This window comes from Pseudoalteromonas espejiana DSM 9414, from assembly GCF_002221525.1.
In the GTDB taxonomy this organism is placed as follows: domain Bacteria; phylum Pseudomonadota; class Gammaproteobacteria; order Enterobacterales; family Alteromonadaceae; genus Pseudoalteromonas; species Pseudoalteromonas espejiana.
In genome coordinates this window covers 2377369-2390047 of sequence record NZ_CP011028.1, presented here as the reverse complement: position 1 = coordinate 2390047, position 12679 = coordinate 2377369, and the positions used below count along the sequence as shown (strand labels likewise).

The window sequence follows — 12679 nt, the reverse complement described above, 5'->3', positions numbered from 1 at the left end:
TAACCCTAATATAAAAAGAGATCATCATGAAAAAAACATTCGTATTATCAATTATTGCCAGTGCGTGTTTAACACTAAGTAATAGCGCATTAAGCGACGAGACGCCGTTTGCTATTGCGATTCATGGTGGTGCAGGCACAATTGAAAAAGCTAAATTCACACCCGCGCAAGAAAAAGCCTACCGCGCTAAGCTAACCGAAGCCGTTGAGGCCGGTTACACCGTACTTGAACAAGGCGGAGAAAGCCTCGATGCGATAACAACTGCAATCCAAGTATTAGAGCAGTCACCCTTTTTTAATGCTGGTCGCGGTGCAGTGTACACCTATGATGGCAGCCACGAGTTGGATGCATCAATCATGGATGGGCGAAACCGTGAAGCCGGCGCAGTAGCGGGCGTAAAGCACATAGAAAGTCCTATTCAACTGGCCCGCTTAGTAATGGATAATTCAGTGCACGTTATGCTAAGTGGCCAAGGCGCTGAAGAGTTTGCCAAAGAGCAGGGCGTTACACTTATTGAAAACAATATATTTGATACCGAGCATCGTTATGAGGCTCTATTAAAAGCTAAACAAAAACTAGATAAAGCAAAAGCAACCAGTACTAACTACCAAGCGGCACATCAAGCACTTCCTACTAATTATAAAATGGGCACTGTTGGCGCGGTAGCACTTGATAAAAACGGTAATTTAGCGGCAGGTACATCAACAGGTGGTATGACAGCTAAGCGCTTTGGGCGTATAGGTGATGCGCCAGTAATTGGTGCCGGTACCTTTGCTGACAATGACTCGTGCGCGGTGTCGGCCACAGGACATGGCGAGTACTTTATTCGTTACAATGTGGCAAGCGATGTATGCGCCCGTGTTAAATACCAAAACAAAACTATAGCTCAAGCGGGTAATGAAGTTATTAATCAGGTGCTTGCTCCTATAGGTGGTACGGGTGGTGTGATTATAGTAGATGCTAAAGGGAATATAAGCCTGCCGTTTAATACCTCTGGTATGTACCGGGCGAGTAAATCAAATACACAAGCGACTTATGTCGGTATATTTAAAGATGAATAGTGTTATATATAAGCCTTATAGGCTTTGTAGGATTAACCCAGCGCGTTTATTTTGATACTATTAGCGCTCTATTATTAAATTTATAAGGTGTGCGGGTGGTAAACCTAGGTCAGTTGTTTGGCGAGCTAAAAACGTGCTTAAAAAAAGATCAGTTCATATTTAAAAAGCGCTTACATGGCGTAAAAAAAATAAAGGACGAAACAAAGCAGGCCAATGCCCTTGAAAAAATAGCGGCTGATATTACCCGCAGTCAACAGCTACGTGAAAAACGTTTAGCTGAGCTACCTACTGTGACTTACCCAGAGCAGTTACCGGTAAGCCAAAAAAAGGATGTAATTAAAGACGCCATTGCCAATAACCAAGTGGTGATAATTGCTGGCGAAACCGGCTCAGGTAAAACAACTCAAATACCAAAAATGTGTTTAGAGCTAGGGCGCGGCGTAGATGGTTTTATAGGCCACACTCAACCTAGGCGTCTAGCTGCGCGCAGTGTTGCAAACCGTATTGCCGAGGAAATGAAATGCGACCTTGGCCAACAAGTTGGTTTTAAAATTCGCTTTAGCGATCAGGTGTCTAATAACACGTATGTAAAATTGATGACCGACGGTATTTTATTAGCCGAAATTCAACAAGACCGCTTTTTGAATCAATACGACACTATTATTATTGATGAAGCCCATGAGCGCAGTTTAAATATTGATTTTATTTTAGGGTATTTAAAAAACTTACTGCCAAAGCGCCCCGACTTAAAAGTCATTATTACCTCGGCAACCATAGACCCTGAGCGTTTCTCAAAGCATTTTGATGATGCGCCTATTATCGAAGTGTCGGGCCGTACTTTTCCTGTAGATGTTCGCTATAACCCCATTGGGGATATAAACAAAGACACCATGGAAGCCGAAGGGGATCAACTGCAAGGTATTTTTGATGCTGTAGATGAGCTTTGCGCAGAAGGCCCCGGTGACATCCTCATATTTTTAAATGGCGAGCGTGAAATTCGCGATACCGCTGATGCGCTCTCAAAGCGTAATTTAAAACACACCGATGTGTTGCCGCTTTACTCGCGTTTATCTAACGCTGAGCAAAATCGCATATTTGCCCCGCATTCGCGCCGCCATATTATTTTATCTACAAACGTGGCCGAAACCTCATTAACAGTGCCCGGTATTCGTTATGTAATAGACCCAGGTACTGCGCGCATTAGCCGCTATAGCTATCGTACTAAAGTGCAGCGCTTACCAATTGAGCCAATTTCACAAGCCAGTGCCAATCAGCGTATGGGCCGTTGTGGCCGTGTTGAAGCGGGTATTTGTATACGTTTATACTCTGAAGATGATTTTATATCACGCCCAGAGTTTACCGACCCCGAAATACTGCGCACTAATTTAGCCTCCGTTATTTTACAAATGCTGGCTTTAGGCCTTGGCGATATGAGCGAATTTCCGTTTGTACAAGCGCCAGATAGCCGAAACATAAACGATGGTTTAACGCTTCTTGAAGAGCTACAAGCGATTAAACCCGCTAAAAACCGTCAGCAAACCAGTTTAACCCAGTCAGGGCGAGAGCTGAGCCGCTTACCAGTGGATCCGCGTTTAGCCAAAATGGTGCTTACTGCAAATAAATTAGGTGCGCTTCGCGAAGTGATTATTATTGTCGCGGCACTGTCGATACAAGACCCACGCGAACGCCCTCAAGAAAAACGTGCAGCAGCGAATGAAAAACACGGCCGATTTGACGACCCCGACTCAGATTTTATTGCATTTTTAAACCTGTGGAATTACTTAGAAGAGCAACAAAGTGAGCTGACCAACAGCCAATTTAGAAAGCTTTGCCAAAAAGACTTTTTAGCTTATATGCGCATTCGCGAGTGGCAAGATATTGTTTATCAAATTAGCACTGTATGTGGCGAAATGAACATTAAAGCCACTACGCAAGTTGCAGACGGCGAACTTATTCATAAAGCGCTTCTAAGCGGTATGTTAAGCCACATTGGTTTTAAAGACGAAAAACAAATTTACAAAGGCGCACGTAATAGCCAGTTCCATATTTTTCCGGGGTCTGGGTTATTTAAAAAGAGTCCTAAATGGATAATGTCGGCGGAGCTGGTAGAAACCAGTAAGTTATACGCACGTATAAATGCCAAAATAGACATAAATTGGGTTGAGCCACTGGCTCAGCATTTAGTTAAACGTAGTTATTCAGAGCCACATTGGGAGAAAAAACCAGGTGCGGTTATCGCGTTTGAACAACAAACGCTTTATGGCTTATTAGTCGTTAATAAACGCCGCTGTGTGTATAGCAATATAGACCCTAAAATAAGCCGTGAATTATTTGTACGCACGGCATTGGTTGAGCAAGAGCTGGGTTTAAATGAGCAATTTTTAGCATATAATCGCGAGCTGATAGAAGACATACAAGTGCTTGAGCATAAATCTCGACGTCGCGATATTTTGGTCGATGAGCAAACCTTATTTGAGTTTTACGATAAAAAAATACCGAAAGAAATAAATAACCGTGCGGCATTTATAAAGTGGTATAAAACGCAAAAGCAAAAAAATAAACATTACTTACACATGACTCGCGAAGAGCTTATGCAACATGGTGCAAGTAATGTTACCGAGTTTGACTACCCAGACACATGGCAACAAGACAATATTATTTTACCGCTTACCTATCATTTTGATCCGGGCCAAGCCGTTGATGGTGTTGCAGTACAAATTCCGGTAGCGTTATTGAATCAAGTTCAAGAAAGTGGTTTTGATTGGCATATACCGGCGTTTAGGCACGAATTAATTAGTGGGTTAATTAAATCGTTGCCTAAATCATTACGCAGAAATTTTGTGCCTGCTCCTAATTATGCCGATGCAGTGCTTGCAGCAATTGAGCCACTACAAGGCAGCCTAATAGAGGCGCTTACAACCCGATTACTCAGAATGACAGGTGTAAGGGTAGATGCAGATGCATGGGATTTAACTTCGCTTGCCCCACATTTACGCTTACAATTTGAAGTACGTGATGAGCACGACAAACTCCTTGCCCGTGGCCTTGATTTAGCAAAGCTTAAAGCACAGTTACAAGGTAAAGTAACCGATACACTTTCAAAAGTAGCCGACAAAGGCATAGAAAAAGCCGATTTAACACAGTGGGATTTTGGCGCATTGCCTGCCTCATACGTTAAAAAACAAGGCCAATACGAGATAAAAGCATACCCTGCGCTGGTGGATAAAAAATCTGCGGCTGCAGTTGAGTTATTTGATAGTGAAATAAAAGCGCAGCAAGCGCACCGACAAGGTTTGCGCCGTTTAGTGCTATTAAACGTGCCTTCGCCTATCAAGTATCTACAACAAAACTTGCCTAATAAAGCTAAGCTTGGTTTGTATTTTAATCCGTTTGGTAAAATTGCAGACTTAATTGACGATTGCATAGCCGCAGGGGTAGATAGCTTGCTTGTTAAGCATGGCGATATTCGCGATGAAACGGCGTTTGAAAGTGTTAAAGAGCATATAAGAGGCGAGCTTGGTGATACTGTAGTGGCTATTGCAACGCAAGTGGAGCAAGGTTTGAGCATTGCCCATGCACTTCATAAAAAAATGAAAGGGCGTGTAGATTTAACTATGATAACAGCGCATGGCGATATAAAATCGCAGCTTGAGTCGCTTATATTTAAAGGCTTTGTGAGCGGGCATGGCGCAGATAAAATGCCGGATCTAATTCGTTATTTAAAAGCAGTACAAAAGCGTTTAGAAAAGTTACCCGTAGACCCAAATCGCGACAGACTTTGTGTTTTAGAGCTTGAAAAAGTAGCCCAAGAATACAAAAAATTAGTAAGTAAAACGCCAAAGGGCCTGCCTATCCCAGATGAGGTTGAGTCTATTTTTTGGATGCAGCAAGAACTTAGAGTTTCATTGTTTGCCCAAACTCTTGGTACACCGTATCCTATTTCGGCAAAGCGAGTATTAAACGCTATAAAAGAGATAGAATAAAACTTGCATTTTCTATTAAGCTTAGTACCTTAGTAGAAGGATTTATTTTTGGTTGAGAAGGAAGCGACATACCTATGTCCTCATTGGTAGAGCATAAGATTAAGCGATTGTTAGTAGTTGATGATGAGTATTTCAATTTTGAAATGCTTAAGACTGCTCTTACGTCAAAATTTGATGTTAGTTACGCTGATTCTGGAAAAAGCTGCTTGGCGTCTGCCATAGCTAACCCCCCAGATATTATTTTGCTTGATGTTTGTATGCCGGGTCTTGATGGGTACGATACATGTCGAATGCTAAAGCACACACCAGAAACAAAAAATATTCCTATCGTTATGGTTTCAGGCTTAGAGTCACCATCGGAAAAACAAGCGGGTTTTAATGCTGGGTGTGATGCCTACGTAGTAAAACCATTTTCGATGGGCACTTTATTAGAGCAAATAGACACGGTTGTTTAAAGGTGAAGCATGTTTACTGAAGATAAGCGCAATTTTAGACGTATGCAGGTTAACACGCCTGCACATTTAACTACTATAGAGCCTATAGCGGGATTAAATTATACCGCAGAGTGTGTTGATTTAAGTGCGACGGGACTATCACTACATTTAGATGATTTACTTGAGCTAGAAACGTTATTACAAGTTAATATTGAATCTACTCACCCGAGTATCGCTTCGCTTAATGCGACTGCTAAAGTGATTCGTGCTAGTAAAGAAGACGATGGTACGATTACAGCCGGGCTTGAAATAGTGCAGTTTAATTAACTAAGCTGGGCGGCAAAACAAAAACGTTAGTGGATTTAAGCAATCCACTAACGCTGTTTTAAAGCGCTATTTAATACACCTTACAAATTAGGCCTTTTAAGTAAAAGCCTTCTGGGTAGCTCCCTGCAATAGGGTGATCAGCTGCTTGGTTTAATCGCTCCATAATCAATAAGTCTTTACCTGCATCAAGGGCTGCATCAGCCACTACTTTTTGAAACAAGTTTTGCTCCATTAAACCCGAGCATGAGAACGTAAGTAACGTACCGCCTGGTTTTAATATTTGCATAGCAATCATGTTTATATCTTTATAGCCACGACATGCCCCCGTTAGCTGCGCTTTATTGTCAGCAAACTTGGGTGGGTCCATGACTATGGTGTCAAATTGTTTACCTTCGTCGCGGTATTGGCGTAATAGTTTAAACACGTCTTGTTTTACAAAATCGACTTTATTTAAATCGAGATTATTGTGCTCAACGTTTCGTTTGGCTGTATCAAGTGCTGGCTGTGATACATCTACATTGGTTACATGCGCACAGCCACCACGTAATGCATAAAGCGAAAATGTACCGGTGTAACTAAAGCAATTAAGCACGGTTTTATCTTTTGAAAAACGCTCAAGGGCTGCGCGGCTATCGCGCTGATCTAAATAAAAACCTGTTTTGTGGCCTTCGAGAATATCAACCTCAAGTTTTAAACCGTTTTCTTCAATAAGCACAGGCTCTGTTGGTTCGTTACCCCACAGTACACCTTTAATTGGCTCAAGGCCTTCTTTTGTGCGTACGTCTACATCTGAACGCTCATAAATATTAGCACCCGGAAATATAGCCATAAGCGCGCCAACAATCTCACCTTTGTGACGCTCAGCACCAGCGCTTAATAATTGGCAAACTAGGGTATTGGCAAATTTGTCAATTGTAACGCCTGGTAGGTAGTCTGATTCAGCCGCACATAGCCTAAAGCCGGTTAACCCGCCTTCAGCAATAGCATGTTCGCGGGCTGCAAGGGCGCGGCGTAAACGGCGTTCAAAAAAGTGTTGGTCTATGACTTCTTTTTCGTCAAAGCTCCAAACACGTGCACGTATTTGAGAATGCGGGCTGTAAGCTGCGGTTGCTAAAAACTTACCTTCATTGTCATGAATAGTCACTGTGTCACCCAGGCCCGGTTTACCTTTGATTTTTTTGATGGCTTTTGAAAACAACCATGGGTGTTTTCTTTTTAATGATTTTTCGCGACCAGCTTGTAGGTAAACGGCAGATGACATAGGGCTTCTCAGTAGTAATAAATAAGCGCTGTATTTTAGTCAAGCAGGGCGCAACATACAATGAATGTTTTGCATGGCGGGTATAAAGCACGGTAAAGTACGGATAATTCAGATATTAATTAGCTTATGGAATATAAACGTGCCTGATGTCGCTTTAAGCCCCGATTTAGAAATACTTAATTCACAGTGTAGGACGTTTATAACATCGTTAATACATGCTGACGTAGCGCATGATATTACACATATTGAGCGCGTGGTGCGCGTTGCCATTCAGCTATGTAATGCTGAGCAAGCAAACATGCATGTTGTTTTACCCGCCGCGTGGATGCACGACTGTGTAGCCGTTGCTAAAAACCACCCTGACAGAGCTAAAGCCTCTACTATGGCAGCAGACAAAGCCATTGAATTTTTAAACTCAATTAATTGCGACGCTACCTTATTTGACGATATTCACCATGCAATTGCAGCGCATAGCTTTAGTGCTAATATTGCGGTAAAAACTATTGAGGCTCAAATTGTTCAAGATGCTGACAGAATGGATGCACTCGGTGCCATAGGCGTTAGCCGGTGTATGAAAGTAGGGGGGTCAATAAGTCGTTTATTGTATAACCCGGACGACCCATTTTGCCTTAACCGTGAGCCGGATGATAAAACCTATACACTAGATCACTTTTATATAAAGTTGCTCCATATTGCTAAAAGCATGAATACACCGTCGGCTAAAGCAGAAGCGCAAAGACGTACAGCTTATATGCACGCTTTTTTAGAACAGCTTAAATCTGAGACAGGGCAGTAATATGAGTGTCCCATTATTATCTGGCATTGATCATTGCCACTTAAATGTAGAATGCATAAAAGAAGCGCTTAAATGGTATCAAAGCGTACTTGGTTTTGAAGTGGTTAGTGAACTTGCCTTTTGGGATGGAAATGGCAAAGGCCCGTTAACCCTTGAAGATAAAAATAAAACCGCTCGATTAGCATTATTTGAAGGAGAAGGGCGTAGTAAAGGTATTGCCTTTGCGGCAACCGGGGCGCAATTTATTAGCTGGCTTGAGCACTTAAAAGCGAAAAATATAAAAACTGTTATGGCCGATCACAGTGTTACGTTTTCAATTTATTTCAAAGATAATAGTGGTAATAGCCATGAGATTACTTCCCACGACCATCAACAAATAAAAGCGCTCATAGGCAAGGCTGATTAGCCCTTGAAAAATATTTAATGATGCGCTTCGTTATAGGCATTTTTAATAGCGACAATATCATCTAATTTATTTACAAAAAGGCTTATAAGCTGCGGGTCAAAGTGTTTACCTGCTTGCTCCTGCAAATGCGCTAAGGTTTGCTCAATACTCCAAGCCTCTTTATACGGGCGTTTTGAGGTGAGCGCATCAAATACATCTGCAATGGCGACAATACGCCCTTCTATAGATATTTTTTCACCTATTAAGCCATTTGGATAACCACTGCCATCCCACTTTTCATGGTGCTCAATTGCCAGTGTATGCGCAAGTTGTAATAACGGTGAAGATGAGTTAGCTAAAATTTGTGCACCAATGATGGCGTGTTGCTTCATATGGTCAAACTCTTCACTTGTTAAGCGCCCAGGTTTTAACAAAATAGCGTCAGGTATGCCTATTTTACCTACATCATGCATAGGGGCAGCTTGGCGAAGTAATTCTGCATGTTGCTCGCTCATACCAAACTCTAATGCAAGCAACTTACTGTATTGACTCATGCGGGCTATATGCTCACCAGTCTCTGTGTCTTTATATTCGGCGGCTCGGCCCAATCTATGTACTAAATCAACATGTGCTTGCTTTAATTGCTCGGCTTGTACAAGTGAGAGATGTGTTTTAACCCGCGCTCTTACAATTGCTGGGCTGATAGGCTTGGTAATGTAATCAACAGCCCCAAGTTCAAAACCTTTAAATTCATCACTTTCGTCGCCCAGCGCAGTAACAAAAATGATTGGAATATGTGAAATAGCAGGGGTGCTTTTAATTATTTTACATACTTCAAAACCATTCATATCTGGCATCATAATATCGAGTAAAATAAGTTGCGGCAGTTCTTTTTCAAGCAGCGCTAACGCAGCTGCGCCCGATTTAGCAAAAGACATACGGTACTGGTTACCTAACACTTCACGCATTACTTTTAGGTTGGCAGGTTCATCGTCAACAATTAAAATGCGCGGTTTGTCGTTGCTAAAATCCATTAAAAGTTCTCATTATTAATCTGTTTTCTCTATTAATTCTTGTAAGTACTGCTGAGCTTGCTCAAAGTCAAAATCGTCAAACGCAGCCACTATTTTATCAATATCAGCTGAAAATGATGACGGCGCGTTAGTTTGTAGCTGTGACAAAAGCTCATCGTTTAGCTCTGCGTTAAGTGCATCTTGTAAAAGGGTTGCGCACATTTCGTTTAACGCTTGGCTTGAAATATCAGGCAAAGGCTCTGAGCTTTTGTTACTTGTAGTTGCTGCACATTCATTTGTTTTTAATAGCGACGTTACTGTATCTAGCTCTACTTTTAAGGCATCTAATGTACTTGTAAGTTCACTATTTTGTTTAGTACGCTCTAATTGGCTTAATAGTTTCATTAAAGAGATAAGGCCAAGGTTGCCAGCAACCCCTTTTAAGGTATGAATTGTGCCGGCAGCATTGTCTATTTCATTTATTCTAACACTAAATAGCGAATCAAACTTTTGACTATTATCGTTGATAAACTTAGTAATTTCGGTCAGCTGTTTACTTTTAGAGCCCCATAGAATAACGCCTTTGTCAAAATCTATATGTTTAGCATTTGGGTCAGATTGTGCTATGACCATTTCTTTGGCAAGCCCAAGTCCAAGTACTTGGGCAATTTCTTGGTTGAGCTGATTTATATCAATAGGCTTATTAGCAAAACCATTCATGCCGGCTTTTTTAGCGGTTAGTTTGTCTTGTTGTAACACACTCGCTGTAAGTGCAATGATAGGGGTAAACTTAAGTTGCCTTTGCTTTTCTATTTCTCTAATTTTAGTCGTTGCTTCAATGCCATCACATTCCGGCATATGAATGTCCATTAAAATGACGTCAAAGTCTTGTTTTTCAAATATTTCAATAGCCTCTAAGCCATTACCAGCCTTGCTGACTAGGTGCTGATCTTTTGATAACAGTAACGAGAGCAGCTCGGTATTTTGTTCAATATCATCAACAACTAAAACTCTTAATGATGGGAGTTGTGTATGCAGCCCTTCAAAATGATCAATCTTTTTAGCATCACCTTGTTTTAAAGGTAGTGAAAAATAAAAGCAAGTGCCTCTATTTTCTTCACTAACTAAGTTTATGGTGCCGCCCATAAGTTCAACCAACTGTTTGCTAATTGTTGTACCAAGCCCTGTGCCTCCAAAGCGGCGAGTAGTTGTGGCATCAGCTTGAACAAAGGGTTGAAATATGGCTTTAATGCGATCTTTTGCAATGCCAATACCGGTATCTTGAACCTCAAAGAACAGTTGATCGGTTTGCGTTGTACTGACAGTTAGCTCAACAGAGCCTTGCTCGGTAAATTTAATCGCGTTGCCAATTAAATTTGTTAAGATTTGTCTTAAGCGATCTGGGTCACCGAAGTAGGTGCTAGCAACGGACTCTTTAATCGTTAACTTTAAATTGAGATCCTTCTTTTTAGCCTCAAGCCAAAATGTAGAAATAATACTGTCTAGCACTTGCTTTAAGCTAAAGTGGATAGGCTCAATAGTGAGCTTTCCTCGTTCAAGCTTAGCTGTATCAAGTACTTCGTTTAGTAGTCTTAACAGTGAGCGTGCTGCATTATTTACAGTAACAAGATGCTTTTGTTGCTCCTGATTAAGCGGCGTATCCATGAGCAAATCGCTAAAGCCGATAATAGAATTCATGGGAGTACGAATTTCATGGCTCATATTTGCCATAAAAGATTGTTTTGCCTGTGCTGCCTCTTCAGCTTGCAATTTTGCTTGCTCTAGCTTGCTTTCGTATTCTTTATGCTCGGTAATATCAACTAAAACACCATCTATCCACTGTGGGTTACCTTGCTCATCACACGTAAAGCTGCCTTTGTCTAATAGCCATAATATTTTGCCATTACGATGACGAATACGGTATTCAACAGAATATTTTAAACAGGCATCCATTGCCTCTTTAACGGCTTCATTTACGGCTTGTTGGTCTGTTTTTAAAATTAAATCATTAAATTCAATACAGCTTTCGGTAAATTCATCAGGCGAGTAACCGGTTAGTTCAGCAATATTTGGGCTTATAAATAACATGCTCCAATTTTCATCGTACTTACACCTAAACGCGACACCTGGCATATTATCCATTAATGAACGGTATTTTTGCTCTTTTTCAACAAGGCTTTGTTGCAAAGCTCTTTGTTCTGTTAGGTCTGTAATAAAGCCAACGTATAAAGGCATTTGACCAGGCTGATTAACCTCACCAATACCCAAGCGAATAGGAAACAAATGACCATTTTTATGCTTTGCTGATACGTCTCGGTTTATGCCAATAACTTTACCTAAGTCTATATTTTTAGCATTTGATAAGTAGCCATCATGGTGGCGAGCAATGTCATCAGCCATCAGCATTTTAACATTATGGCCTTGTACTTGGTTTTCTCTCCAGCCGAATATTTTTGTAGCAGCATCGTTAAAGCTTAATATAGTGCCGGTGTGGTCAATTGTGACTATACCGTCAATCGCGGTGCCTAAAATTGCATTTAGACGCGATTCATCTGCTGATTTTTCTTCTAACAGTAAGCGATATCTAACCATACCGTTTATCACTGCTATTACGCAGGTAATAGCGACTGTTGCGGTGGCTACTGCAATGGCTACAAAGGTAAGCTCGGTAGTTGAGCCATCGTATTGGGGGAGTATGGGAGAGGTTGCAACAAAACGAGTGGCAGCCATGCCCATATAATGCATACCTGCTACAGCAGAACCTAGAATTGTGGCAGTAATAATACGGGCCTGAATTGTTGATAATTTAGGTAATATTCGCGTTAAATTGTAACGCGTGAATAGGGCAATAAAAGATAAGCCCACAGCCACTAAAATAGATAAACCAAATGTAATTGGATCGTAGCGCAGCAAAGGTGCAAGCTCCATGGCCGCCATACCACTGTAGTGCATAGTACCAATACCAGATCCAAGTAAAATAGAACAAATAAAGAGGTGCTTAAATGTTCTTTTAGATTTTACTAATATGGAAAATGCATACTGGCAAGATACAAACGCAGGTAAAAAAGATAATACAGTAATAGCTGGATCATAGCTGATATCAGTACACAGCGAAAATGCGAGCATGCCAATAAAATGCATACTCCAAATCCCAGCCGACAAAACAGTGGCAGCCGTTACATTCGCTAAGCGCTTGTAACTAGGAAACTGAGTATGCTTGGCTACATCAACTAACCAGACAGTAAAAAAAGCAGCAAAAATAGCGGTAATAACCGACAAGCTGACCAATACAGGATTATACACACCATTAAGAATTAGACTGGGGTCTTGATCAGTTATAAAAAATGCAGACAGCATAGAGGCTCAAAATTGCGTTATTATTGTACTAGTTTAATGTATTTAATTAATAAATAAACTTT

Annotated in this window: 9 protein-coding genes; 6 read left to right on the top strand and 3 right to left on the bottom strand. The window is 41.1% G+C overall.

The genetic code is table 11. The features are described from left to right. Positions 1 to 26 precede the first annotated feature (26 nt). The 4 genes from PESP_RS10815 to PESP_RS10800 all read left to right on the top strand — a co-directional run bounded on the left by PESP_RS10815 (position 27) and on the right by PESP_RS10800 (position 5805). Positions 27 to 1061: an isoaspartyl peptidase/L-asparaginase family protein gene (locus PESP_RS10815; RefSeq protein ID WP_089348042.1), complete on the top strand. Its 1035-nt coding sequence runs from the start codon at positions 27 to 29 to the stop codon at positions 1059 to 1061. Between the two features lie 95 nt (positions 1062 to 1156). Then, positions 1157 to 5044, top strand: a complete 3888-nt coding sequence (gene hrpA / locus PESP_RS10810; RefSeq protein WP_089348041.1) for an ATP-dependent RNA helicase HrpA — start codon at positions 1157 to 1159, stop codon at positions 5042 to 5044. A gap of 74 nt (positions 5045 to 5118) precedes the next feature. Beyond that, the gene (locus tag PESP_RS10805) at positions 5119 to 5499 is read left to right on the top strand and encodes a response regulator (protein ID WP_089348040.1); all 381 of its coding nucleotides are present in this window, start codon (positions 5119 to 5121) and stop codon (positions 5497 to 5499) included. Between the two features lie 9 nt (positions 5500 to 5508). Further along, complete coding sequence (locus PESP_RS10800; protein ID WP_089348039.1) at positions 5509 to 5805, top strand: PilZ domain-containing protein; 297 nt, start codon at positions 5509 to 5511, stop codon at positions 5803 to 5805. A 70-nt stretch (positions 5806 to 5875) separates the two neighbouring features. Here the strand turns inward: PESP_RS10800 and PESP_RS10795 are convergent, their stop codons facing one another. Further along, positions 5876 to 7066: a class I SAM-dependent methyltransferase gene (locus PESP_RS10795; protein ID WP_089348038.1), complete on the bottom strand. Its 1191-nt coding sequence runs from the start codon at positions 7064 to 7066 to the stop codon at positions 5876 to 5878. 139 nt (positions 7067 to 7205) lie between these two features. On the opposite strand from PESP_RS10795, the gene PESP_RS10790 reads away from it, so the two are divergent. Next, on the top strand, positions 7206 to 7862 hold the full coding sequence (locus tag PESP_RS10790; protein WP_089349153.1) for an HD domain-containing protein: 657 nt from the start codon (positions 7206 to 7208) through the stop codon (positions 7860 to 7862). A 1-nt stretch (position 7863) separates the two neighbouring features. After that, on the top strand, positions 7864 to 8268 hold the full coding sequence (locus PESP_RS10785) for a VOC family protein (protein ID WP_089348037.1): 405 nt from the start codon (positions 7864 to 7866) through the stop codon (positions 8266 to 8268). A gap of 14 nt (positions 8269 to 8282) precedes the next feature. Here PESP_RS10785 and PESP_RS10780 read toward each other — a convergent pair whose 3' ends face one another. Continuing rightward, the gene (locus PESP_RS10780; protein WP_089348036.1) at positions 8283 to 9281 is read right to left on the bottom strand and encodes a response regulator; all 999 of its coding nucleotides are present in this window, start codon (positions 9279 to 9281) and stop codon (positions 8283 to 8285) included. Positions 9282 to 9296: 15 nt separating this feature from the next. Next, a complete protein-coding gene (locus PESP_RS10775) occupies positions 9297 to 12617 on the bottom strand; it encodes an MHYT domain-containing protein (RefSeq protein WP_089348035.1) in 3321 nt (1106 codons plus the stop codon). Between the last annotated feature and the right edge of the window lie 62 nt (positions 12618 to 12679).